Source organism: Paraconexibacter sp., assembly GCF_059438195.1.
On record NZ_JBLKKY010000065.1, the window covers coordinates 1 to 24,214 of the forward strand.

General features: G+C 75.2%; 22 protein-coding genes and 2 pseudogenes. 15 read left to right on the forward strand and 9 right to left on the reverse strand.

Going from position 1 to position 24,214, the window contains the following annotated elements; genetic code table 11:
• From ACME2J_RS17980 to ACME2J_RS17995, 4 genes are all read left to right on the forward strand, one after another.
• Window positions 1–217: hypothetical protein (locus ACME2J_RS17980; protein ID WP_495546322.1), on the forward strand; the 217-nt coding region annotated here is incomplete at its 5' end.
• 84 nt (window positions 218–301) lie between these two features.
• Window positions 302–1,006, forward strand: a complete 705-nt coding sequence (locus tag ACME2J_RS17985; protein ID WP_495546323.1) for a hypothetical protein — start codon at window positions 302–304, stop codon at window positions 1,004–1,006.
• Window positions 1,007–1,045: 39 nt separating this feature from the next.
• Window positions 1,046–2,107: a DUF294 nucleotidyltransferase-like domain-containing protein gene (locus ACME2J_RS17990; protein WP_495546324.1), complete on the forward strand. Its 1,062-nt coding sequence runs from the start codon at window positions 1,046–1,048 to the stop codon at window positions 2,105–2,107.
• Between the two features lie 75 nt (window positions 2,108–2,182).
• Window positions 2,183–3,748: a serine hydrolase domain-containing protein gene (locus tag ACME2J_RS17995; protein WP_495546325.1), complete on the forward strand. Its 1,566-nt coding sequence runs from the start codon at window positions 2,183–2,185 to the stop codon at window positions 3,746–3,748.
• Between the two features lie 67 nt (window positions 3,749–3,815).
• Here the strand turns inward: ACME2J_RS17995 and ACME2J_RS18000 are convergent, their stop codons facing one another.
• On the reverse strand, window positions 3,816–4,634 hold the full coding sequence (locus ACME2J_RS18000) for an SDR family NAD(P)-dependent oxidoreductase (RefSeq protein ID WP_495546326.1): 819 nt from the start codon (window positions 4,632–4,634) through the stop codon (window positions 3,816–3,818).
• Between the two features lie 97 nt (window positions 4,635–4,731).
• Here ACME2J_RS18000 and ACME2J_RS18005 point away from each other — a divergent pair, with 97 nt between their 5' ends.
• Window positions 4,732–5,451, forward strand: coding sequence for a flavodoxin family protein (locus ACME2J_RS18005; RefSeq protein ID WP_495546327.1), 720 nt, complete (start codon window positions 4,732–4,734; stop codon window positions 5,449–5,451).
• Here the strand turns inward: ACME2J_RS18005 and ACME2J_RS18010 are convergent, their stop codons facing one another.
• Both ACME2J_RS18010 and ACME2J_RS18015 read right to left on the reverse strand, forming a co-directional pair.
• Entirely contained in the window at window positions 5,452–6,957 is a 1,506-nt protein-coding gene (locus ACME2J_RS18010) for a wax ester/triacylglycerol synthase family O-acyltransferase (protein WP_495546328.1), read from the reverse strand.
• 12 nt (window positions 6,958–6,969) lie between these two features.
• Complete coding sequence (locus tag ACME2J_RS18015) at window positions 6,970–8,004, reverse strand: LLM class flavin-dependent oxidoreductase (RefSeq protein WP_495546329.1); 1,035 nt, start codon at window positions 8,002–8,004, stop codon at window positions 6,970–6,972.
• Between the two features lie 79 nt (window positions 8,005–8,083).
• Between ACME2J_RS18015 and ACME2J_RS18020 the strand changes: the two genes are divergently transcribed.
• The 6 genes and pseudogenes from ACME2J_RS18020 (at window position 8,084) to ACME2J_RS18045 (ending at window position 15,254) form a co-directional block, all read left to right on the forward strand.
• Entirely contained in the window at window positions 8,084–8,449 is a 366-nt protein-coding gene (locus ACME2J_RS18020) for a Rieske (2Fe-2S) protein (protein WP_495546330.1), read from the forward strand.
• 151 nt (window positions 8,450–8,600) lie between these two features.
• The gene (locus ACME2J_RS18025) at window positions 8,601–10,133 is read left to right on the forward strand and encodes a sensor histidine kinase (RefSeq protein ID WP_495546331.1); all 1,533 of its coding nucleotides are present in this window, start codon (window positions 8,601–8,603) and stop codon (window positions 10,131–10,133) included.
• A pseudogene (locus ACME2J_RS18030) lies at window positions 10,130–10,477 on the forward strand (response regulator); the annotation flags it as partial. The gene ACME2J_RS18025 and the pseudogene ACME2J_RS18030, both read left to right, overlap by 4 nt.
• A gap of 217 nt (window positions 10,478–10,694) precedes the next feature.
• Entirely contained in the window at window positions 10,695–11,336 is a 642-nt protein-coding gene (locus ACME2J_RS18035) for an AfsR/SARP family transcriptional regulator (protein ID WP_495546343.1), read from the forward strand.
• Between the two features lie 97 nt (window positions 11,337–11,433).
• Window positions 11,434–12,384 carry a hypothetical protein gene (locus tag ACME2J_RS18040; RefSeq protein ID WP_495546332.1) on the forward strand — a complete coding sequence of 317 codons (951 nt, stop codon included), beginning with the start codon at window positions 11,434–11,436 and terminating at the stop codon, window positions 12,382–12,384.
• Window positions 12,384–15,254 carry a glycosyltransferase gene (locus tag ACME2J_RS18045; protein WP_495546333.1) on the forward strand — a complete coding sequence of 957 codons (2,871 nt, stop codon included), beginning with the start codon at window positions 12,384–12,386 and terminating at the stop codon, window positions 15,252–15,254. Before ACME2J_RS18040 ends, ACME2J_RS18045 begins: the two co-directional genes overlap by 1 nt.
• A gap of 479 nt (window positions 15,255–15,733) precedes the next feature.
• Here the strand turns inward: ACME2J_RS18045 and ACME2J_RS18050 are convergent, their stop codons facing one another.
• Window positions 15,734–16,372: an MBL fold metallo-hydrolase gene (locus tag ACME2J_RS18050; protein WP_495546334.1), complete on the reverse strand. Its 639-nt coding sequence runs from the start codon at window positions 16,370–16,372 to the stop codon at window positions 15,734–15,736.
• A gap of 108 nt (window positions 16,373–16,480) precedes the next feature.
• Between ACME2J_RS18050 and ACME2J_RS18055 the strand changes: the two genes are divergently transcribed.
• Genes ACME2J_RS18055 through ACME2J_RS18065 form a run of 3 tightly spaced genes read left to right on the forward strand, consistent with a single transcriptional unit; the run spans window position 16,481 to window position 19,494 of the window.
• Window positions 16,481–17,815, forward strand: a complete 1,335-nt coding sequence (locus tag ACME2J_RS18055) for a calcium-binding protein (RefSeq protein ID WP_495546335.1) — start codon at window positions 16,481–16,483, stop codon at window positions 17,813–17,815.
• Window positions 17,816–17,866: 51 nt separating this feature from the next.
• The gene (locus tag ACME2J_RS18060; RefSeq protein WP_495546336.1) at window positions 17,867–18,286 is read left to right on the forward strand and encodes a YccF domain-containing protein; all 420 of its coding nucleotides are present in this window, start codon (window positions 17,867–17,869) and stop codon (window positions 18,284–18,286) included.
• A complete protein-coding gene (locus ACME2J_RS18065) occupies window positions 18,286–19,494 on the forward strand; it encodes an amidohydrolase family protein (RefSeq protein WP_495546337.1) in 1,209 nt (402 codons plus the stop codon). The genes ACME2J_RS18060 and ACME2J_RS18065 overlap by 1 nt, the downstream gene beginning before the upstream one ends.
• Before the next feature lie 73 nt (window positions 19,495–19,567).
• Here the strand turns inward: ACME2J_RS18065 and ACME2J_RS18070 are convergent, their stop codons facing one another.
• From ACME2J_RS18070 to ACME2J_RS18090, 5 genes are all read right to left on the reverse strand, one after another.
• Window positions 19,568–20,104: a YncE family protein gene (locus ACME2J_RS18070; protein WP_495546338.1), complete on the reverse strand. Its 537-nt coding sequence runs from the start codon at window positions 20,102–20,104 to the stop codon at window positions 19,568–19,570.
• A gap of 148 nt (window positions 20,105–20,252) precedes the next feature.
• Complete coding sequence (locus ACME2J_RS18075; protein WP_495546339.1) at window positions 20,253–20,900, reverse strand: hypothetical protein; 648 nt, start codon at window positions 20,898–20,900, stop codon at window positions 20,253–20,255.
• Between the two features lie 75 nt (window positions 20,901–20,975).
• On the reverse strand, window positions 20,976–21,908 hold the full coding sequence (locus ACME2J_RS18080; RefSeq protein WP_495546340.1) for a hypothetical protein: 933 nt from the start codon (window positions 21,906–21,908) through the stop codon (window positions 20,976–20,978).
• A gap of 66 nt (window positions 21,909–21,974) precedes the next feature.
• Window positions 21,975–22,943: a ribosome small subunit-dependent GTPase A gene (rsgA, locus tag ACME2J_RS18085; RefSeq protein ID WP_495546341.1), complete on the reverse strand. Its 969-nt coding sequence runs from the start codon at window positions 22,941–22,943 to the stop codon at window positions 21,975–21,977.
• A 216-nt stretch (window positions 22,944–23,159) separates the two neighbouring features.
• Window positions 23,160–23,798, reverse strand: coding sequence for a methyltransferase domain-containing protein (locus ACME2J_RS18090; RefSeq protein WP_495546342.1), 639 nt, complete (start codon window positions 23,796–23,798; stop codon window positions 23,160–23,162).
• A gap of 218 nt (window positions 23,799–24,016) precedes the next feature.
• On the opposite strand from ACME2J_RS18090, the pseudogene ACME2J_RS18095 reads away from it, so the two are divergent.
• Window positions 24,017–24,214 (forward strand): annotated as a pseudogene (locus ACME2J_RS18095) (hypothetical protein); the annotation flags it as partial.

A 24,214-nucleotide genomic window follows, 5' to 3' on the forward strand; every position in this document is an offset into this window, starting at 1 on the left:
CGCCGCGGCGCTCGAGCGCCGCGGCGGCCGCGGACGCGCCCTGCGCCGCGTGGGCTACCGCATCGCGGCGGGGTCCTCGGGGCCCGTGACGCTGCGCCTCTCCCCCCGCGCCCGGCGCCTCGTCCGCGCCGATGGCGGCCGCGCGCGGCTCACCCTGCGGCGGACGGGCGTCGCGGAGCGCCGCGCGGTGACGCGCCGCAGCCTCCGCATCCGCTGAGGCGCCGTTCCGCGGAGCGAGCGGGGACTCCTGCAAGGGATCGCCCGGTCCGGCCGGGCGGCTCGCTACCGTGAGCGACCCTTCATGGTCTCCGCCGTCCTCCATCGCGCCGCCACCCGGCTCGGCGGCCACGTTCAGCTCGGCTGCTCGACGGGCTTCCTCCGCGAGGGCTCCGGCGACTGGGCCGACCACTGGGCCGACCTCATCGCCCGTGCCGCGGCGACCTCGACCGAGGCCGTCGAGCTCGCCGCCCTCTCCGAGCCCGAGCTCCCGACGCTGCTCGACCACCTCGCGGCCACGCCGTCCCTGCCCTTCCGGTTCCTCAGCGTCCACGCGCCCTCGAAGGCGCGCACGCTCGCCGAGGCCGAGCTCGTCCGGCAGCTCCTCCCGCTCGTCGGCCGCGTCGACGCCATCGTCGTCCACCCCGACACGCTCGTCGACCCCACGGCGTGGATCCCGCTCGGCCGCACGCTCGTCATCGAGAACATGGACGTCCGCAAGCCCAGCGGGCGCACGGCCGACGAGCTCGCGCCCGTCTTCGCCGCCCTTCCCGCGGCGGGCCTCTGCTTCGACGTCGCCCACGCGGGGCACCTCGATCCGTCGCTCGACGAGGGGCATCGGATCCTCGACCGCTTCGGCTCGCGCCTGCGTCACCTCCACGTGAGCGCGCTCGACGAGCGCGCCCGCCACCGCCCGATGACGGCGTCCGACGAGGCGCACCTCGCGCCGCTGCTCGACCGCTGCCGCGACGTGCCATGGATCCTCGAGGCGCCGCTGCGCCCCGCCTGACCGTCCGCCCGGCCGCGCCTCGCATACGCTCCGCGGGACGTGGAGACCGCGGCCCCCAGCCCTCTCGGCGCGCTCGACGAGCTCGCGTCGCGCACCGGAGCGGAGTTCCCGCACCTCGCCGCGGCACGAGCCCTCACCGCCGAGCGGCTCGCCGCCCTGCAGCCGCGGCTCGCCGAGGGCCCGCCCGCGTCGCTCCTCGGCGAGGAGGAGGCGGTCCGCCACGCGGTCGTCCTCTTCGGCTCGTGGGGACGGTCCGAGCCGACCCCCGAGAGCGACGACGACTGGGCGCTCGTCGTCCCCGGCGCCGCCCCGCCCGAGAGCGAGAGCCGGCAGCTCCTCGGCTGGGTGGGCGACGCGATCGGCGCCGGCGTCGCGGCGCCGGGCGAGCAGGGGACCTTCGGCGAGGTCGTCTCGGCGACGTCGCTCTCGCGGCACATCGGCCTCGAGGACGACACGAACAAGAACCTCACGCGGAGGATGCTGCTCCTCCTCGAGTCGATCCCGGCGACCGGCGACGAGGTGTGGGCCGCCGCGGTCCGGGCGGTCCTCGACGCCTATCTCGACCCTGCCGCCGACCAGGGCGACTACGCGCCGCCGCGGTTCCTCCTCAACGACCTCATCCGCTACTGGCGCACGATCTGCGTCGACTTCGAGGGCAAGCACCGCGCGGCGGGCGCCGCCGACGAGAAGTGGGTGCTGCGCAACGCGAAGCTCCGCCTCTCGCGGAAGATGCTCTTCGCGGGCGGCCTCGTCCCGGTCCTCAAGTGCCGGGAGCGCACGGCGGAGGCGATGGGCGACTTCCTCGCCGCGCAGCTCGCCGCCCCGCCGACCGACCGGCTCGCGGCCGCGTTCCTCGCCGCCGAGGCGACCGGCGGCCTCGACGTGGGCACCCGCGCCCTCGGCGCCTACGACGCCTGGCTCGGCGTCCTCTCCGACCCGGAACGCCGCGCGGAGCTGCGGTCGCTCACCCGCCTCACGCGCGACGAGAGCGCGACGTGGCGCGAGGTCCGCGACCTCGGCGTCCGCCTCGAGCAGGGGCTGCTCGCCCTGCTCTTCCAGACCGAGCTCGCCCCGGTCGCGCAGCGCTACCTCGTCTTCTGACCCACCCCCACCGACGTTCCTCACGGCATTTGCAGCTAACGTACGGGGCGTCGAACGAACGGAGGCGTTCACCTGATGGGGAGTCCTCGCAGCACCATCCTCGCGGCCGCCGCCGCGCTCATCGCCGCCGGGCTGGCGGCCTCACCGGCCGCCGCCGCGCCCGCGAGCGTCTGCGACGAGCCGGGCGAGCGCTGGGAGCGCCGGTCGCCGGAGAGCCTCGGGCTGGACGGGAAGAAGCTGCAGGCCGCGATCGACGACGCGTCGTCGCGGCGCGGGCACTCGGTCCGCGTCTACCGCCGCGGGTGCCTCGTCGGCGCCGATCGGGGCGCCGTCTTCAACGCCGGCGCGCAGTACGAGAGCTGGTCGATGGCGAAGTCCGTCACGTCCCTCGTCTTCGGGCGCGCGATGACGCTGGGGCTCATCAGCCCCGACGACCCGGTCGGCGCGCTCGTCCCGGAGGCCGACGAGGGCCACGGCGCCGTCACGATGCGCGACCTCCTCACGATGACCTCGGGCGTCTACTGGAACGGCCTGCGCGACTACGACCTCGCGCTGCCCGACCGCATCTCCGAGTGGCTGCAGCTGCCCATGGACAAGGAGCCGGGGACGTACTACGAGTACGCGCAGAGCTCGGTGACGGTGCTCGCGCACGCCGTCGAGCGCGCGGCCGGCGAGGACTTCCAGGCCTTCGCGCAGCGCGAGCTCTTCGGTCCGCTCGGGATCCGTCGCGGCGACTGGCGCTGGATCCGCGACAGCGAGGGCCACACGCAGGCCTTCTTCGGGGTCAACATGGTGCCCGACGACTTCGGCCGCCTCGGGGAGCTCATGCGGCGCGACGGCGTCTGGAAGGGCCGCCGCCTCCTCTCGACGCGTTACCTGCGCGAGGCGCTCACCCCGACCTCGACGAACGAGTGCTACGGCTGGCTCATCTGGCTCAACGCGGGCGGCACGTGCGTCTCCCCGCGGATCGCGGACCGGCCCGTCGAGTCGGGCCGGATGTTCCCGTCGGTGCCGCCTGACGCCTACCAGTTCAGCGGCCTCCTCGACCAGCGCGTCACGGTCTTCCCGTCGCAGGATCTCGTCTTCGTCCGCACCGGCCTCCCGGGCGGCGAGGGGTGGGAGAACGAGGTCTACGCCGAGCTCCTCGCCGCGATCACCGACGAGAAGGTCGACGTGCCCGCCGACGCGAAGGGCGAGCTCCCCGAGCCGGTCGACCCCGACCGCGGCTTCCACACCGCGCTCTTCGAGCCGCAGCTCTTCGTGCAGCCGATCATCGACCGCGCGGTCCCGCCCGCCGGGCCCCGCCGGGCCCGCGCGATGCGGGCGCGGCTCGCGCACCGGCGCGCGAGCCGGACGGGCGGCGTGAGCGCGCGCGTCACGTGCCCGGCGAAGGCCGACGCCGCCTGCGAGGGCTCCGCGTCGCTCGCCGGACCGCCGCTCGGCGACCGCGTCCTGGCGCGGCCGGTGTCGATCGCCCCCGGCGAGACGCAGCTCGTGCGCTTCCGCCTGCTGGCGGCGGCCCAGCGCTCGCTGCGCCGGCGCGTGCGCTCGACGATGACGCTCGCCGCGGTCAACCGCGACGCGACCGAGGCGGGGACCCGCAGCGAGGTCGACGCGACGCTCGTGCGGGCGCGCCGCTGACGGCGCGCCCATCCCGCGAGATGCAGGATCGTGACCGCTGCGGTCACCGTCCTGCATCTCGCGGGGCTCAGCGGCGCACGAGCGGCTCGAGGCGCTTGATGACGTCGAAGTAGCGGACGGGGGCGACGCGCTGCAGGAGGTCGGTCGCGCGCGCGTCCGGCCCGATGAGGATCTTCACCTTCCCCTTCTCGATCCCCTCGACGATCGTCGTCGCTGCCTTCTCCGGCGAGGTCCGCGCGACCTTCTTGAAGTCCTTGCGCAGCGCCTCGTGATCGGTGTTGCCGTGGTCGTCGACGAAGAACCGCGCGTTGTCGACGATGTGCGTGTCGATCCCGCCGGGATGGATGCAGACCGACTGCACGCCCGTGCCGCGCAGCTCGTGGCGCAGCGACTCGGTGAACCCGCGGACGGCGAACTTCGAGGCGTTGTAGATCGCCTGGGTCGGCCAGGCGATGATCCCGAAGATGCTCGAGACGTTCGCGACCACGCCCGAGTCCTGCTCCATGAGGATCGGCAGGTAGGCCTGCGTCCCGTGGACGACGCCCCAGAAGTTGATGTTCATGAGCCACTCGAGGTCCTCCGTCGAGGACCCCGCGACCGTCTGCGAGAGCGTGACGCCCGCGTTGTTGAGGACGAGGCCGACCGGACCCTGCCAGTCCTTCACCTCGGCGGCGAGCTGCTGCTGGGCCCAGCGATCGCCGACATCCATCGTGCGCACGAGCGTCGGGACCGAGACGCTCGCCGCGGTCTCCTCGAGGCCCTTCTCGTCCTTGTCGACGAGGACGAGCGGGCAGCCGCGCGTCGCGAGGAGCTGGGCGGTCGCGCGGCCGATGCCCGATGCCGCGCCCGTGACGACCGCCGTGCGGCCGGAGATCTGAGGGGTCATGGCGCGCGACTTTATACAGTCGCGTAGCTTCGGTGGCGAGCGGCGTCCCGCCAGGGCACGCTCGCCTCGGCGGCACCCGCGGGTACGGTCGTCTGCCATGACCCCCGATGCTTCCGCCGCCGACCACTCGGACCTCTCCGCGCTGTTCCTCAACTGCTCGCTGAAGCCGAGCCCGCAGCTCTCGCACACGCAGGTGCTCATGGACGTCGCCATCGGCGTCATGCGCGCGCAGGGCGTGCGCGTCGAGACGATCCGCGCCGTCGACCACGAGATCGCCCCGGGCGTCCAGCCCGACATGACCGAGCACGGCTTCGACCGCGACGACTGGCCGCAGATCTGGCCGAAGGTGCTCGCCGCCGACATCCTCGTCCTCGGGACGCCGCTGTGGCTCGGCGAGAAGTCGAGCATCGCGACCGGGATCATCGAGCGCCTCTACGCGCAGAGCGCCGACGTCGACGAGCGCGGCCTCCCCGTGTTCTACGGGAAGGTCGGCGGTGTCGTCATCACCGGCAACGAGGACGGCGGCAAGCACGCCTCCGCGGGCGTCCTCTACTCGCTGCAGCACATCGGCTACACGATCCCGCCGGACGCCGACGCCTACTGGCTCGGCGAGGCCGGCCCCGGACCGAGCTACGCCGACGAGGGCTCCGGCGGCCCGGAGAACGCGTTCACCCAGCGCAACACCGTCTTCATGGCGTGGAACCTCATGCACATGGCGTCGATCCTCAAGCGCGCGGGCGGCATCCCGGCGCAGGGCAACGTCGCCTCGGAGTGGGAGGAGGGCGCCCGCTTCGGGCACCCCGACCCGAAGGTGTAGTCAGTCGTCCTCGGCCCCGACGCCCGCGGCGCGGCACAGCGCCTCGAGCTCGTCGCCCATCGCGTCGACGAGGGTGTGGGGGTCGGGAACCTGCTCGGGGTCGGCGATGACGCCGATGTCGACGCGGTCGAGGTAGCTGAAGACGGTGATGTTGAGGCCGGACCCGTCGGCGATGACGCTCACCGGGTAGTGCGCCTCGAGGGCCGCGCCGGCGAGGTAGAGCGGGACGGGCGGACCCGGGACGTTCGAGACGATGAGGTTGAAGAGCGGCCGCAGCGCGGCCGAGGAGGCGAGCTGGAGCGCGACGCGCGCCGCTCTCGCGTTGATCGCCGGCGGGATGAACGCCGTCGCGTCCTGCAGCGTCTCCGCAGGGAGCGCGCGGTGGCGCTCCTTCGCCGCGCGCAGGCACGCGTGGGCGTGGTCGAGCCGGTCCGCGGCCTCCGGGAGATGGGTCGGGATCGGGATGATCATCACCGAGACGCGGTTGCCGTAGGTCCCCATCTGCTCCTCCGTGCGCACGGAGACGGGGATCTGCGCGACGAGCGGCTTCCCGGGGAGCGCCTCGCGCCGCAGGAGCCACTCGCGGACCGCGCCGGCGGCGAGCGCGACGACGACGTCGTTCACCGTGACGCCGAAGCGGTTCTTCACGTCCTTCACGTGCGGGAGGGAGAGCGACCCGAACGCGAAGGTCCTCCGCGCGCTGATGCGGCCGCTGAAGGGGACCCCGCGCGGCGCGTGGACCGCGGGCCGCTCGATGACGTGGTCGGCCTCCGGGCCGGTCGCGCCGCCGACCGCGCGGCGCAGACGCGAGAGCCCGCGGCTCACCGGCTCGGCGCCGGGGAGGCCGAGGAGCGACGGCGCGACGTCGGCGTGCACGAGCATCGTCGGCGCGGCGCGCAGCGCGCGCAGCGGCTGGCGCGGCAGCGCGGTGAGGCCGCGCCCGAGCATCTCGAGGGCCCCGGCCGGCGGGGAGAGCGACGGGTCCTCTTCCTCGGGCGGAGGAGGAGGCGGCACCTCGCGCCCCTCCGGCGAGAGGTCCCACAGGACGCCCATCACCTCGGCGCCGCTCACGCCGTCGATGAGCGCGTGGTGCATCTTCGTGTAGACGCCGACGCGGCCGCCGACGAGCCCGCGGATGACGGAGATCTCCCAGAGCGGCCGGCTGCGGTCCAGCCGCTCCGCCGCGAGGCGCGCGACGACGTCGGCGAGATGGCGCTCGTCCCCGGGCGGGTCGAGGTCGATCTCGCGGACGTGCCGCGCGACGTCGAAGTCGGGGTCCGCCGCCCAGTACGGCCGGTCGAGCCCGAGCGGGACCGTGACGAGCCTCCAGCGCAGCGGCGGCAGGAGATGGAGGCGCTCGGCGACGACGGCCCGCACCTCCTCGACGCCGAGCCGCCCGCCGGGAGCGGTCGCGGGGTCGAAGACCGCGAGGCCTCCGACGTGGCCGAGCACGGTCTCCGTCTCGAGGGCGAGGAACTGGGAGTCGAGTCCGCTGAGCTGCCGCATCCGGGCGCGACCCTACTCGGCGCCGGCCAGGCCGCTCGCCGCCGCCTCCGCGCCCTCGAGGCCGAACGCCTCCGCGATGAGCTCGTAGGACCGCACGCGCGGGCCGTGCTCGTGCGTCACGGCGACGATCATGAGCTCGTCGGCGACGTAGCGCGAGACCTTCTCCTCGAGCCGCGCCCTGACCTCCTCGGGCGTCCCCGCGGTCATGCGCCGCGGCGGGGAGTCGATGCCCTCCGAGCGCAGGAACGCCTCGGCCGTGGCGACCGGCGGCACGAGCCCCGCGCGGCCGCGGCGCAGGAGCCGGAACATCATCCGCCCGCTCGACGTGAGCGCGACCGCCTCGTCGGTCGTCTCCGCGGCGATCGCCCACGCGGAGAGGATGAGGCGCGGCGCCGCGAGCTGCTCGCTGGGGACGAACCGCTCCCGGTAGAGCGCCGCGACGTCCTCGCCGTCGGGGTTGATGAAGTCCGCGTAGGCGTAGGGGAGCCCGAGCTGCCCGGCCCAGATCGCGCTCTGCGCCGAGCTGCCGAGGAGCCACGGCACCGGACCGCCGTCGCTCGCGGCCTCGGGAGCGCGGACCCGCAGCGGCGCGAAGGGATGGCGCTCGGCGTAGGGCCGCAGCCCGAGGTGCGCGAGGAGCTCGGTGAGCTGCTCGGGGAAGTCGTCGGGCGCGCGGTCGCGGCGATCGCGCTGCAGCGCGTAGGCGCGGAGCGGGTCGGTCCCCGGGGCCCGGCCGAGCCCGAGGTCGATCCGCCCCGGGGCGAGGGCGTCGAGCATCGCGAACGTCTCGGCGACCTTCAGCGGGCTGTAGTGCGGCAGCATGACGCCGCCGCTGCCGACGCGGATCCGCTCGGTCACCTGCGCGACCGGGCCGATGAGGGCCTCCGGGCTCCCGCAGGCCATCGCGCCTCCGTGGTGCTCGGCGAGCCAGTAGCGGTGGTAGCCGAGCCGGTCGGCGCGCGCCGCGAGATCGAGGGAGCCCCGCAGCGCGTCGGCCGCCGTGAAGCCCTCCCCGATCGGGGACTGGTCGAGGACGCTCACTCGCATCCCGTTCACGCTACCCCCTGGACCGCCCGCCGCCCGCGCCCGTAGGGTGGGAGAGGAGAGACACCGACAGGGGAGATACATGAGCACCGAGACCGCCACACGCCTCATCGCCGTCGAGGACCTCGACGACAGCGGGGTGACGACCGTCGAGAACACGCCGCACGGCGCGCTCGCCGTCGGCCTCAGCAACGGGGAGCCCTTCGCCGTCTCGAACCGCTGCCGCCATCTCATGGCGCCGCTCGGCAAGGGCCGCGTCGACGATGACGGCTGCCTCGAGTGCCCGTGGCACGCGGCCCAGTTCGACGTGAAGACCGGCAAGATGCTGCGCGGCCCGCAGGGCGCGTTCCGGCCGATCTCCGGGGCCGTGAAGGGCACGCTCGGCGCCCGCAAGCTGAAGACCTTCCCGGTCGAGCTGCGCGACGGGGCGATCTGGCTCGCCGGCTGAGCCGGCCCCGCCGACCGCGGCCGGGGGATGCCACCCCGGCCGCGCGGATCGGCGGAGCCGGGCGCAGCGCACGTCCCGCCGGTGCCGCCGCCTCGTCGGGTGACCCGCCCGCCCGGGTGAGGCGCCGCGCGACGCACTAGGATGGGGCGCCATGGGGACGCTTCAGCGCGCCTATCGGCGTCTGGGTCCCCGCTACCTGGACGCCTATCTCGTCGTGTACGTGGTCCCGGCGGTGCTCGTCGGCCTCGCCTCCGGCGCCTGCCTGACGATCTACGTCGATCTCGACGGCGGGGAGCTCGCGCGCTTCCTCGTCGTGTCGCAGGGCATCCTCGCGCCGAGCCTCACCGCGAGCGTCGTCGCGATCCGCCGCTCGCTGCAGCCCACCCGCGAGTGGGTCGCCGGCGGCGGCGGCCGCGAGGGTGCCGAGCGCGCCTGGCGGCGCGCGGTCCGCACGCCGGTCGCCGTCCTCCCCGCGAAGGTCGCCGGCGGGACCCTGCTCGTCGCGCTGCCGGTCGCCCTCTACGCCGCCGCCGACTTCGACCTCGGCGTCGCCGAGACGCTCGTCGTCTTCGCCGCCGTCCTCGTCGCGTTCTCCTACCACCTGCTCCTCAGCGTCTTCGGCGCCGAGCTCTACCTGCGTCCCGTCGTCGAGCACATCACGGACGAGCTCGGGGACGCGCAGCTCAAGGCGCGGCCCGTCCTCTCGCTGCGACGGCGGCTGCTCATCTCGCTGCCTCTCATCGCCGGCTCCAGCTCGATCACCGTCGCGGTCCTCACCGAGCACGACGGCGCGCGGCTCGGCGATCTCGGCACCGAGCTCGCGATCGTCGTCGCCGTCATCGGCCTCACGACCCTGCCGCTCGTGGCGCTCGTCGTGCGCGCGATCCTGCGCCCGGTCGCCGCGCTCCTCGACGCGACGCGGCGCCTGAAGGCGGGCGACCTCGCGGCACGCGCCCCTGTCCTGCACGAGGACGAGCTCGGCATGCTCACCGCGACGTTCAACGAGATGGCCGCCGAGCTCCAGCACTCCCGCGGCGAGCTCGTCGCCGCGCGGGAGGAGGAGCGCCGGCGCCTGCGCCGCGATCTGCACGACGGGCTCGGGCCCTCGCTCGCCGCGGTGACGATGCGGCTCGAGATCGCGGCGGGGCTCCTCGAGCGCAACGGGGACTCGACGCCGGCCGACGCCGCGGTGCGCGCCGAGATCGACGGCGCGTCGGCCGAGCTGCGCGACGCGATCGCGGAGATCCGCCGGCTCGTCGACGACCTCCGGCCGCCGCGGCTCGACGAGCTCGGCCTCGTCGGCGCGATCCGGGCGCGGGTCGAGCGGCTGTCCCGCGGCAGCTCGTCCTCGCCGGAGGTCGAGGTCGATGTCGCGCCGGCGGGCGGACTCGGCGAGCTGCCGGCGGCGGTCGAGGTCGCCGCCTACCGCATCGTCCAGGAGGCCCTCACGAACGCCGGCCGGCACTCGCGCGCGCGACGGTGCGTCGTCCGCCTCGAGCGTCGCGACGACCTCCACGTCGAGGTGCGCGACGACGGGCGCGGACTCGCCGACGGCGCCTCCGGCGGCGTCGGGCTCGTCTCGATGCGGGAGCGCGCCGCCGAGGTGGGCGGCGCCTGCACGATCGAGGGCGCCCCCGGCGACGGCGTCCGCGTCGTCGCCGTCCTCCCCGTGGAGGGGCCGTGAGCGCCCTCCCCCGCACGACGGTCCTCGTCGCCGACGACCACGACGGGTTCCGCGCGAACCTCTGCCGCCTCATCGCGTCCGTCGAGGGGCTCGAGGTCATCGGCGAGGCGGGCAACGGGCGGGAGGCCGCCGCTCTCGCCGAGCGCCTGCGGCCCCACGTCGTCGTCATGGACCTGCAGATGCCCGACCTCGGCGGTGTCGAGGCGACGAGCGCGATCGTCCAGCGCGCCCCCGACGTCGGCGTCCTCGTCCTCACGATGTTCGAGGACGAGCAGTCGATCGCGACCGCCTTGCGCGCCGGCGCGCGCGGCTACCTCCTCAAGGGCGCCGGGCGCGAGGACCTCGCCCACGCGATCAGCGCGGTCGCGCGCGGTCAGGCGATCCTCGACCCCGCAGCGGCGCGGCACGCGCTCCAGGCCCTCGCGGCGTCCGCGGGCGACGGTGACGCCGGCCGCGTGACGCGAACCGACGTCCGGCTCTGCGGCCGGCTCGAGGTGGCGATCGACGGCCGGCGCGTCGAGCATCTCCTCCCCGGCCGCCAGGGCCGGCTGCTCCTCACCTATCTCGTCCTCCACCGGGAGCGCGAGATCCCCCGCGACGAGCTCGTCGACGCCGTCTGGCCGCTCGGGGCGCCGGCGAAGGCCGACCCGGCCCTCCGGGCGCTCCTCTCGAAGACCCGCCGCGCGGTCGGGACCGAGGTCATCACCGGGAAGTCCGTCGTCGCGCTCGACCTGCCCGCACCCGTCTGGGTCGACGTCGAGGTGCTCGCCCGCCGGGGCGACGAGGCCCGCCGGCACCTCGAGGCGGGCTCGGCGGACCCTGGCGCTCACGGCCGCGCGCGAGGCCCTCGAGGCGTGCCGGCACGACCCGCTCGCCGACGACGACGCGCCGTGGATGGCGGAGCTGCGCCGCGACCTCGACATCCGCCGCGCCGCGGTCCACGAGGACCTCGGCCGCGCGGCGCTCGCCGAGGGCGAGCTCACGGAGGCGGCGCAGGCGGCGCGCGCCGTCGTCAAGGCGGCGCCCTACCGCGAGGCCGGCCACGCGATCCTCATCCGCGCGCTCGCCCGGCAGGGGAACACGGCGGAGGCGCTCCAGGCCTACGAGGACCTCCGCCGACGGCTGCGCGACGAGCTCGCGGCAGCCCCGTGCGAGGAGCTGCGGGTGCTCCACGAGGCGCTCGTGCGCGGCGAGACGCCTTGACGGCACCGGCGCCAACGTCCTCCCAACGTGCGCGGACTAACGTCCCCGCGCCGCCGGTCATGCCCGTCCGCGGCAGGACCGCGAGAGCAGGGTCAGCGTGAGCACCTCCCAGATCGTCGAGCAGTACGTCGCCGGGCGCATGGGCCGGCGACAGTTCATCCGCCGTCTCGTCGGAGCCGGCGTCTCCGTCGCCGCCGCCGTCTCCTACGCGGAGCTCCTCTCCCCGGCGCGCGCCGAGGCCGCCCACGTCGAGGACTTCTACAGCTGCAACGCCCTCTACGCCGACGACCCGGTCGGCGGCCTGTGGACGCGGCCGGCGACCGGCGTCACGGGGCGGCAGGCGACGCTGCGCGGCGAGGTCGACGCGCCGGGGTTCGCCGTCCCGCACTGGTTCGAGTACCGCGTCCAAGGGGCGCCCGACCCGACCTTCACCGCGACGTGCGCGGTCGTCTCGACCGGCCGACCCGGCGTCCCCGCCGCGTTCTCGCAGACGATCACGGGCCTCGTCCCCGGGACGATCTACGAGTTCCGCGCGGTCGTCCACGACGCGACCGGCCTCGTGCGAGCGCCGCTCGAGGGCTTCGTCGCCGTCGATCCCGCCCCGCCGCCCGCCGCCGTGCCCGTCGCCGCCGTCCCAGCGGCGGCACCGGCCGCCGTCCCGCCGCCCCCGCCCCCGGCGCCGCCCGCCGGCGGCGGCGGGACGGCGCCGCGCAGCGTCACGCCCAAGCGCGTCAAGCTCGACACGCTGCTGCGGCGGCGCAAGGTCGTCCTCGCGGTCGAGGACTTCGACCCGGGTCGGGTGCGCGCCCGCGCGGACTGGACCTACACGGAGCGCCGCAAGGGCCGCAAGCCGCGCAAGCGCACGACGACCGTCGCCCGCGGCACCCGCCGCCTCGGCTCCGACGGCGGCGACGTCACGCTCACCCTCACGCGCCGCGGCCGCGCGCTCCTCTCCGAGCGCGACGCGGTGCGGCTCGCGTTCACGGTCGTGGGGCGGATCGACGGCAAGTCGGCCTCCCGCAAGACGGCGGCGACGTTCCGGCGGTGATGGAGGAGCGTCCGGCCCGCCGGCGGCGGGAGGGGCGCGGCGGGGCGCGTCCCGAGGCCGTCGTCGTCCACACGACCGACGGGACGCTCGACGCGGCGGTCGCCTGGTTCGAGGATCCGCGCAGCGGCGTGAGCGCGCACTACGTCGTCGGTCTCGACGGGCGGGTGGTGCGCTGCGTCGCCGAGGAGGACACCGCGTTCCACGCGGGCCGGACCGTCGCGGCCGCCGGCGCGGGCGCGGCGCTCGCGCAGGGGGGCGACGTGAACGCGCGGACGATCGGCATCGAGTTCGAGGACGGCGGCGACCCGCTCGCCGTCGCCCGCCCGGCCGGGCAGTACCGCGCCGGGGGCCGGCTCCTCGCGGCGATCGCGCGGCGCTGGGACGTCCCGCTCGACCGCGCGCACGTCGTCGCGCACCGCGACATCCGCGGCGACAAGACCTGCCCCGGCAACCTCGATCTCGACCGCCTCCTCGCCGCCGCCCGCGACGACGCGCCGGTGCTCGCGGTGCTCCTCCCGGCGCGGGACGACGAGGCCGACCTCCCCGGATGGCTCGACGCCGTCCGCCCGCTCGCCGACCTCGTGCTCGCCCTCGACGACGGCAGCACCGACGCGACGCGCGCGCTCCTCGCCGCCGACCCGCTCGTCACCCGGCTCCTCACGCGGGAGCCGCGACCGGACGCCGCGGGCTGGGACGACGCCGCGAACCGCAACGCGCTCCTCGCCGCCGCGGACGACATCGCGCCCGACTGGGTGCTGTTCCTCGACGCCGACGAGCGCATCGAGCAGGACGACGCCGCCGCGCTGCGCGCGTTCCTCTCCTCGCCGGACGCGATCCCCGGCTGCGCCTACGGCCTGCAGCACTTCCGCGCGTGGGGCCCGCACGACGTCGAGGACCGCCCGGCGCTCGTGTGGAGGCTCTTCGCGCACCGGCCCGGCCAGCGCCTCGCCCCGCACCGCCTCCACGGCATCCCGGTCCCCTCCGACATCCCGCGGGGCGCGTGGGTGCCGACGACGATCCGGCTGCGCCACCTCGGGGCCGACTCGCCGCAGCGGCTCGAGGCGCGCGTCGGCAAGTACGCGGCGGCCGATCCCGCCGGCGAGTGGCCGACGAGCTTCGGCGGCCTCGACGCGCCGCCGTCGGGGAGCCTCGTGCGCTGGGGCTCGCGCCCCGCCGGCCTCCCGGTCCTCGGGGCCGAGGCCGCGCCGGTCGCCGCCGCGCCGCCCCCGGCGGCGCGACCCCGCCTCGCCGTCCTCCTCCCCGCCCGCAACGCCGCCGCCGACCTCCCCGGATGGCTCGAGGGCGTCCGCGGCCTCGCCGATCTCGTCGTCGCCCTCGACGACGGGAGCACCGACGCGACCGCGGACCTCCTCGCGGCCGACCCGCTCGTCACGACGCTCCTGCGCCATCCGCGGCGCGAGACCTACGCCGGCTGGGACGACGCCCGCAACCGCAGCGAGCTGCTCGAGGCCGCTCGGGCCGAGGGCGCCGACTGGGCGCTCTTCCTCGACGCCGACGAGCGCATCGACGCCGACGACCGCACCGCGCTGCGCGCGTTCCTCGACGACGGCGAGGCGGACGCCGACGAGGCCTACGGCTTCCGGGTCCACCGGATGCAGGACGGCCTCGACCGCTACGACCAGGCGGGCCTGTGGGTGTACCGGCTCTTCGCGGTCCGCGACGACCGCACCCTCCCGACGGAGAGGCTGCACCACGTCCCGGTCCCCGTCGAGATCCCGCCGGAGCGCCGGCGTCGCACGACGATCCGCATCCAGCACCTCGGGGGGATGAGCGCGGAGCGGCGGTCGGCGCGCTACCGCAAGTACGCGGAGGCCGACCCCGGCCGCGAGCACCAGGTCTCCTACGAGGCGCTGCTCGCCGAGCCCGTCGCGCTGCGCCGCTGGGAGCGGCGTCCGCCGGCCCTCCCCGTCCTCGCCGACACCGCCCGGGACGTCACGGACCTCCATGCGCTCGACCTCTCCGGTCCGGTCCTCAGCGCGATCGTCATCGCCCGCGACGACCACGCGCGGATCGAGCGCGTCGTGCGCTCCGTCGTCGAGCAGGACGCCGGCGCGCCGTTCGAGGTGATCGTCGTCGTGAGCGGCAGCCCGCGGACGGCCGACGTCGTCCGCGAGCGCTTCGGCGAGCGCGTGCTCCTCGTCGAGCTCCCCGACCCCGTGCTCCCGGGGGCGGCGCGCAACGCGGGCCTGCGGCACGCGCGGGGCGACGTCATCTCGTTCCCGGGCTCGCACTGCGAGCTCCCGCCGGGGAGCCTCGCCGCTCGGGTGCGCGCGCACGCGGCCGGCGCGGGGATGGTGACGGGGACGATCCTCAACGGCACGCGGACGCCGGCGGGCTGGGCGTCCTACCTGCTCGACCACGCGGCGTGCCTGCCCGGGCGCCCGTCGGGTCCGCTCGCCGGGCCTCCCGCGCACTGCTCGTACGACGGCGACGCCCTCCGTGAGCTCGGCGGGTTCCCCGAGCACCTCCGCGCCGGCGAGGACACGGTCGTCAACGCCGCGCTGTGGCGGCGCGGCCATTCGGCGTGGCGCGCCCAGGACGTCCGGCTCGTGCACGCGAGCCCGTGCCGCACGTCCCGCGTGCTCGTCGGCCACCACCACACGCGCGGCCGCGGGTACGGGCGCATCCTCGCCGAGCGCGGGGTGCGGCCCTTCAGCCGGGCGGCGTGGCGGGCGGTCGGCCCGGGCTACCTGCCGCGGCGCTTCGCGTCGATCCGCCGTCACGTCCGCGCGCACGGCTCGCCGCAGCTGCGGCGCCGCGCATGGGCGGTGTCGCCGCTCGTCGCCGCCGGCGCGACGGCCGCCTGGATCGGCGCCGTGCGCGAGCTCGTCGCGCTCTCGCGCGCCTGAGCGCTGGACGCCAACGTCTCGCCAACGTTCGTTCGCAAGCCTTGTGGGGAGTCCAGCGGAAGGGGCTCGCACCCCGCTCGGTCCAGAGGGCAGGGGTGCGGGGCGGTGGTCGTGACGTGGCGTCGCGACCGCCGCCCTCGCCTTCCGCCGCGGCGACCGGCCGTGGCGAGAGCCATCCGCCGACGCGGCGAGCGGCGAGCCGGCTGCCCCACGCGACGACGCCGAGGACGCCGGCGTCGTCGAGGTCGCCCGTCTCGCGGGCCGCGGCGACAGCCGCCTCGTCGGCGCGGTAGGAGGCGAGGGCGGCGAGGAGGGCGAGCTCGGCGACCGGGGCCCGCGTCACCGAGCGCCTCGTCGATCCATGCGCGGCCGAGCGGCGGGTCCGCGCCGTCCCAGCGCCCGACGAGCCGCGCGACGGCGCCCCGCGCACGCGGGTCGAGGAGCCGCGCGGCGAGTGCCCGCATCCCCGCCGCCCGCCGTCAGGCCGGGAGCTTCGCGACCGCGTCGACGAAGCGACGGGTGTCGCGCAGCGGCTTCCCGTGCCCGAAGCAGACGAGCGCCGGCTCGAGCGCGGCGAGCCGGCGGGCGGAGTCGCGGTTGAGGCCCGTGTCCGGGTTGATGAACGGGAACGGCTCGCGGACGTCGCCGGCGAGGATGAACGGGTTGTAGCCCCACATGACGTCGCCGCAGACGAGGACGCGGTCCGACTCGCGCCAGAACGAGACGTGGCCCGGCGAGTGGCCGGGGGTGTCGAGGACGGTGAAGCCCGCGACCTCGTCCCCCTCCTTCAGCCGGCGCGCGACCGGGTGCTTGCGGGCGGCGGGGATCTCGCGGCCGAACGCGACCATCTTCCCGGCCTCGATCGCCGGCGCGTCCTTCTCGCCCGCCCACAGCGGGATGTCGAGCGCCTCGCAGATCGCGTGGCTCGAGCCGTAGTGGTCGAAGTGCGCGTGCGTGATCGCGTTCGCGGTGATCGTGCGGCCCTCGAGCTGCTTGAGGATCCGCCGCTTGTCGAACCCGATCCCGGCGTCGACGAGGACGTCCCCGATGACGTAGACGTTGAGGTTGTTCGGCGGGAACCCCTTGAGGTGCCACACCCCGTCGGCGAGCTGCTCCATGGGCGGCGATGCTAGCCCCCGGCAAGTATTCCCACGCGGACCCCCGGGCGTGGGACGATGCCGCCCACGGTGCGGCGGGGTGGCGTCAGGACGACGGTGCTGGGGGTCGTGGTGGTTCTCACGATCGCCCTCGGCGCGCTCGCCTCGCAGGCGGCCGCCCGGCTCGTGCTCGCCGGCTCCGAGGGTCGCGACGTCGTCCTCGGCACCCCGGCGGCCGACGTCATCGCCGGCGGCTTCAACGACGATCACCTCACCGGCCTCAGCGGCGCGGACGAGATCTACGGCGACTCGGGCGACGACCGGCTGTTCGGCGGCGGCGGGGACGACCTCCTCGACGGCGGGACCGGCAACGACCGCATCGAGGGCGGCAGCGGCGACGACTTCGTCGACGGCGGGGACGGCGACGACGTCGTCCGCGGCGGCGAGGGGAACGACTTCATCGTCGAGGCGGGCTTCGGCAACGACAAGCTCCTCAGCGGCGGCGACGGCGACGACTACATCGACGGCAACCGCGGCGACGACCACCTCATCATGGGCGGGCCCGGGAACGACGTCCTGCGCGGCGGCCGCGGCGACGACAAGCTCTACGGCGGCGAGGGCGACGACCGTCTCTCCGGCGGGACGGCGCCCGATCTCGTCGACGGCGGGGCGGGGAACGACTTCCTCGTCTCGACGGGCGAGGCCGACGAGGTCGAGGGTGGTCCGGGCGACGACGAGATCGTCGCACGGGACGCCCGCCGCATCGACTGCGGGGCGGGCACCGACAAGCTCGTCCTCGCCCGTTCGGCCGAGACCGACGTCGCGAACTGCGAGGTGATCGAGCGGCCGGAGCGTGTCGAGATCCCGCAGGACGCGCTGCTCGGCGCGGAGAGCCATCTCGGGTTCGCGCGCGGCGGCCCGAAGGCGACGACGGCCGGCTCGCTCGGCGAGGTGGCGCAGAACATCCTCAAGGGCGGACCGTTCGACGACCACATCATCGGGACCGACGAGGCGACGGACGAGATACCGGACGCCGACCTCCTCCTCGGCGGCGACGGCGACGACATCCTCCGGGGGCTCGGCGGGAACGACCACCTCGAGGGCGAGAAGGGCGACGACCTCCTCCTCGGCGCCGGCGGTGACGACCTCCTCTACGGCCGGACGGGCCACGACCGCATCGACGGCGGCGCAGGCGACGACCTCCTCGAGGGCGGCCGCGGCCGGGACAAGCTGCGCGGGGGACCGGGTCGCGACCGGCTCAACGGGGGCCTCGACCGCGACCGCATCTGGGGCGGGTCGGGCAACGACATCATCGTCGCGATGGGCGGCGGAGCCGACCGCGTCGACTGCGGGCGCGGCAAGGACAAGGCCTACGTCGACTCGACCGACACCGTGAAGAACTGCGAGATCGTGGCGCGGTCGCGCAAGTCCGTGCTCAAGCGCGGCGAGGTGGGTCGGCGCTGATCGCGTGATCCGCGCATCGGAGGCAGGGGCGGCGGGTAGGTTCGCGGGAGCGTGCGCGTCCTGCTCAACATCGTCTGGCTCGTCCTGTCGGGGCTCTGGCTCGCCCTCGCCTACGTGCTCGCGGGCATCGTCATGTGCCTGCTCATCATCACGATCCCCTTCGGCATCCAGGCCTTCAAGCTCGCGGGGTTCGCGCTGTGGCCGTTCGGCCGCTCGCTCGTGCCGCGCCCCGACGCCGGGTCGGCGAGCGTCATCGGCAACGTCCTCTGGTTCCTCCTCGCCGGCCTGTGGATCGCGATCATCCACGTCATCTCGGCGATCGCGCTCGCCATCACCATCATCGGCCTGCCGCTCGCCGCGGGGAACCTCAAGTTCGCGGTCGCCGCGCTCTTCCCGTTCGGCCGCGAGGTCGTCGACAACGACGAGCTCCACCGCGCCGCGCCGGCGGGGGCGCGTCCGGTGACGTTCTGATGACCGCCGAGGACCACACCGAGACCGAGAGGCTCGTCCCGGGCGCCCCTCAGGACGACTGCCTCCTCGACCTCCACGCGCGGACGATGTCCGACCTCCCGGCCGGGACGCGATGGGTCGACGCCCACACGCACATCGGGCAGAACGACCCGGACGGGATCACGGCGACGACCGAGGAGCTCGTCGCCGGCCTCGACCGGGCGGGGCACCAGGGCGCCCTCGTCTTCCCGCTCCACGAGCCCGACGGCTACCGCGAGGCGAACGAGGCGGTCCGGGAGGCGTGCGCGGGCTCGGCCGGCCGGCTGCGGCCGCTCGTCCGCGTCGATCCGAGCGCCCCGGACGCCCTCGAGGAGGCGCGCCGCGGGCTCGAGGCGGGGTCGGCGGGCATCAAGCTCCATCCGCGCTCGGACGCCTTCGACCTCCCGCATCCGACGGTCGAGCGCCTCGCGGCGCTCCTCGACGAGCACGGCGGCGGGATCCTCCTCTTCCACGCGGGGCGCGGCATCCCGGCGCTCGGGCCGAGCGCCGTCGAGATCTGCGACCGCCACGCATCCGTGCGGCTCGTGCTCGCCCACGCGGGGATCAGCGACCTCGGCCTCCTCGCCGACCACGTCACGCGCCTGCCGAACCTCTGCTTCGACACCGCCTGGTGGCAGGTCGACGACCTCCTGCACCTCTTCGCGACCGTCCCCCCGGGGCAGATCCACTACGCCTCGGACATGCCCTACGGCGGCGGCCTCTTCACGTCGATCGCCCTCGTGCGCTGCGCGATGCAGGTCGGCCACCCGCCGTCGGTCGTCGCGGAGATGGCGGGCGCGCAGCTCGAGCGGGTGCTCGCCGGGGAGGCCCCGCGTGATCTCGGCCCGGCGCCGGGCGCGGCGGTCTTCGACGACGACCGGCCGCTCGCGGCCCGGCTCGGCTCCCGCCGCGCCGTCTCCTACCTCGCGATCGCGACGCTGAACGCCTACCAGGGCCACCCGGTCGACGAGCCCCTCAGCCTCGCGCGGCTCGCGCTCCACGACACCGAGGACCGCGACGTCGCCCTGCAGCTCTGCGACGACCTCTGCGCCATCGCGCAGCGCGAGATCGCCGCAGCGCCGGAGCGCACGCCGGCCGATCCGCCGCCGCTCCCGGGCCACGCCCCGGGCGTCGCCGCGCTCCTGGCGGCGGGAGTGGTGGCGGCCACCCCCCGCGCCGGCTGCCCCTGACCGTCCCCTGGAACGCCGAACCGGATTCCTGGGGTGCCATGGCACCCCAGGAATCCGGTTCGGCCGCTCGGGGCTAGTCCAGGTAGCTGTCGCGGATGACGCCCTCGCGGACGCGCTGCGGGTGGTCGCCGACCTTCACGGAGGCGACCTCCTTCTTCGTCCGGTAGTCGATGACCGCGATGCGGTCGTCGCCCGAGTAGCTCACGACGCACTTCCTGCCGTCGTGGCTGTTCGTCGACCAGTAGGGCTTCGAGCCGCGTGAGGCGATCCGGTGCTTCATGGAGTCGACGTCGACGACCGCCGCGTAGTCGGACATCGTCCCGGCGACGCAGAGGCGCTTGCCGTCCGGGCTCATCGCGAGCCCGTGGTGGGCGGAGTCCAGGAGGTAGGCCTCGCGCGGGAGCTTCGCGGTCTTCTCGCTGATCGGGAGGTTGACGACGCGGACCGGCCGGTTCTCCTCGAGGTCGAACTCGACGAACCCGTGGAGGAACGAGAGCTGGAAGTACGCGGTCTTCTCGTCGGGCGCGATCGCCATCGGCCGCACCGCCGAGCTCATGCCGGGGAACCCGAACGTGCGGAGGATCGCGCCGATGTCGAGGCGCTTCTTCACCTCGTAGGTCTTCGCGTCGACGACCTGGAACCAGCGGTCGCCCTTGAGGTCGTCGAACGCGTGGTCGTCGCCGGGGGTGTAGACGGTGCCGATCGAGGCGTGGTAGATGCGCTTCCCGTCACCGGAGTAGTTGCTCTCGTGCGGCTGGTCACCGGAGGGGAACTCGTCGACGAGCTCGCCCTTCGCCGTGTCGATGACGTGGACCTTGCGCGCGGTCGAGGCCGAGACGAGGAGCCGCGAGCCGTCCGGGGAGATCCATGTGGTCGGAGCGGTGCCCCTCCACCGGCACGCGCCACTTGATCCGCTCGGTCTTCAGGTCGATGGCGACGACGTCGGCGAACGAGGGGCGCGAGACGTAGAGCTCGCGGCCGTCGTGCGAGGAGAACATGTCGTCGACGTACTGGTCGTTGCCCTCGCCGACGAGGACGCCGATCCCGAGGAAGAACCCGAGCCGCACGGGGTCGAGGCGGATCTCCGCGAGCCGCTCCTCCTTGTCGGGGATGATGTCGATCGTCCGCAGCCGGCGGTAGTTGCGGCCGTCGACGATCGTCGCCGTCCCCTCCCAGTTGTTGCCGACGTAGAGCACGTCGCGCGTGCCGCGCGTGGCCGTCTGGTGAGGCGTCGACCGCTTCTTGCGCGGCCGCTTCTTCTTCGTCGACGGCTTCTTCGCCTTCGCAGCGGCCGTCGCGGTCGGCGCGCCGGAGCGCTCGGCGGCGCCCGCGCCGGCGGGCGCGGCGAGGCCGAGCGCGAGCGCGGCGGCGAGCGCGATGGACGTCGTGCGGCGTGCTGCGGGCATGCGAGGTTCCTCCCGGTCCGTCACCCCTGCGGTGAGGGTCGGGACCGTAGCAGATGAACGCTCGCGTTCGTTCGACTACCCGGCGGGGAAGCCCGAGTCGTCGAGGCGCATGACCGCGTCCCCGTTCGAGTAGTAGATCGTGCCGTCGTCGACGGCGAGGCCGTTCGGGCCGCCCTCCTCCTCGACGACGCCCGGGAGCGTCCGCGTCGAGCGCTGCGCCTGCCCGGTCCCGCAGCCCTCCTCGTCGAGCTTCGCGCGCCAGATGTGCACCGGCTGACCGCCGGTCTCGTGCGGGACCTCGAGCCAGTAGATGTAGCCGCCGTCGAGCGCGGGCTCGATGACGAACGCCTCCGAGTCGCCGCGCGCGACCCGGCAGGTCTTCCGCGAGGTCGTCGTCGTGAGGTAGATGTAGGTGCTCACGAGCGGGTTGCCCGGCAGGTAGGCGTACGCGATCTTCGAGCCGCGGATGTCGGTGTCGGTCGGGATCCGCGAGCTCCAGCGCCGCAGCGACTTCCCGGGGCGCTTGACGAACAGCCCGCCGCTCTTCGAGTCGCTGCGCCCGGCCTGGGGCCCGCGCGTGCGGCCGAAGACGTAGGTCCCGCGCCACTGCGACGGGGCGACCTCGAGGAAGCGCTTCGTCGAGAAGGAGAGCTTGCGCTCCTTCGTCTGCGTCGCGGGGTCGATGCGGTAGATGTCGCAGCTCCCGAGATCGGGACAGCGCTGGTAGACGAGACGCGCGCGGCCGCCGCTGCCGCGGCCGACGTCGACCGCCGCCGGCCCCGTCGACGAGCCCGTGCCCTGGATCCTCGCGGGCTCGCCGTCGGCCTCCTTCGCGTAGAGGCGGGTGCGGACGCTCTCGCTCTGGAACGCCGACCAGACGACGAGCCCGTCCCACGCGTGGACGAAATACCCGCCGGAGCCGATCTTCGTGTCGGCCTGCGCAGCGGGGACGGCGGCGGCGCCCGTGGCGAGCGCGGCGGCAAGAGCACCGAAAGCGGAGTGACGCATGTGCGCCACCCTACGCCCTTTGCCGACCGCGATCACCAGGGTGCGCCCCCTGAGCCTCCGGCGTCCTCAGCGATCGCCTCCCCTCGCGCGCCGCGCCGCGCGCGCCGCGCGAACGTACTGGGTCGTGAACCGCCGGTCGCGCTCCTGCGCGGCGCGCCGGTCGTCGAGCCGCGCCTGCTCGCGCCGCAGCTTGTGCCACGAGCGCAGGCGGTCGGGCTCGACGGCGTCCGCGACCGCGCAGCCCGGCTCGCCCTCGTGGGCGCAGTCGGCGAACCGGCAGCCGGCGGCGAGCGCGTCGATGTCCGGGAACGCCTCGCCCGTGCCCTCCCAGCCTCCGACGAGCCGCAGGCCGGGCGTGTCGATGACCGACGACCCGTCGGGGAGCCGGACGAGCTCACGGGTGACCGTCGTGTGGCGGCCCCGGCCGTCGCTCGTCCGCACGGCGCCGGTCGCCTGGCGCTCCTCGCCGAGCAGCGCGTTGAGGAGCGTCGACTTCCCCGCCCCCGACGGGCCGAGGAGCACCGCGGTGGCTCCGGGCCGCAGGAGCGCGCGGACCGCGCCGACGTCGCCGTCGCGCGCGCTCACCGCGACGCCGTCGAGGACGCCCGCCCGCCGGGCGAGCTGCGCGGCCGTCACCTGGGCCGCGGGATCGAGGTCGGCCTTCGCGAGCACGAGCGCCGGCTCGACGCCGCCGGCCGACGCGAGGGCGACGAACCGCTCCGCACGGCGGACGTTCGGGTCGGGCAGCGGCTCGACGACGAGCGCGAGGTCGACGTTCGCGGCGAGGACCTGCGCCGCGGTCGCCTCCCCCGCGGCGCGACGGACGATCGTCCCGTGGCGCGGGAGCACCTCGGCGATCGCGCCGCCCTCGTCGAGGACGACGCGGTCGCCGGTGACCGGCGGCCCGGTCGCGGGGTCGTCGCGCAGCCGCCCGCGGGCGGGGACGAGCAGGGGCGCGGCCTCGTCGCCGGGCGCGACGAGCCAGCGGTCGGTGTGGGCGGCGAGGACGCGGCACGTCTCGCCGGGATGCGGCATGGGCACTTCGGAAACCTCCACGGTCATCTCACGGAGGCCGTCACGAGATGGAGAGCGCGTCCGCAGGACGGGTCCTCCTCGTGAGGGCTCCCAGGGCAGGGCGTGGTCGGCGCGCCCGGCCTCGCGGCCCGGGGCGCCGGACTCAGGAGCCCGCGGCGGAGATGTGGAGGTGCTGCGTCATGCGCCCGACACGGTAGCGCGCGGGCGCGTCGGTCTCTAGGCGCGCGCCTCGCCGACGAGGAGCGGCGCGACGATCGGCGGCATGCGCTTCCACCGCGAGGCCGTCACCTCGGTGAGGTCGAAGCCCGCCTCCTCCAGCGAGGCCTGGGTGTCACGGTTGCAGTGGCAGCCGTAGCCGAAGTGGAACCACGGCGTGTGGAGGCGGTCCTGCCAGGCGGCGAGCCGCGGGTGCTCGGCGCGGACGTGCTCGACGAAGAGGAGCCGCCCGCCGGGACGCAGGACGCGCCGGATCTCGGCGAGCGAGCGCTCGACGTCCTCGACCGTGCAGAGCACGAGGGTCGAGACGACGGTGTCGAAGCTGTCGGCCTCGAACGGGAGCGTCTCGGCGGGCGCGATGACGACGTCCGGCGCCGGGCCCCCGTTGCCGTTCGCGCGCCGCTCGAGCTTCGCGGCCATCGGCTCCTCGGGCTCGGCGAACGTGAGCGAGCTGACGCCCGAGGGGTAGTGCTCGATGTTGAGCCCCGTCCCCGCGCCGATCTCGAGGACGTCCCCCGTCGCGCGCGCGAGGACCCCGGCGCGCAGGTCCCGCATCCCGTTGCGCTCGCCCCACGCGAGGAACGGGTCGTAGATCTTCGCGAACAGCTTGCCGTACAGCGACATCGTCTCTCTCCCCATGCCGAACCGCCTGTCCGCCCCACGGTACCGCGCCGGCTGACGGGGTGTCAGGCAGAGGCACCCCGGCCCGCCGGGGTGGCGACGGCGCCCGCGCGACGGCCAGCTGCGACAGGTCTTGCGGGAAGTCCCCTATGCGCGCTGCGGCGGGATGCGCGTGACAACCGGCCCCGGATCGGTCACTCTCTCCGCCTCAGATCCCGCCCGACCGACCGAGGTCCATGCCCCGCACCGCGCTTCGCCGCCGTTCCCTCGCCGTTCTCGCCGTCGCCTCCGCGGCCGCCGGGACCGCGGCCGTCCCGTCGCCCGCGGTGGCCGCTCCGCGCCCCGCCGAGGCCTCCGTCGCCGACGCGCTCACCCCGCGCGTCGAGCTGCCCGGGCCGGGCGCCCGCACGGCGACCTCGGGCGGCCGCTGGATC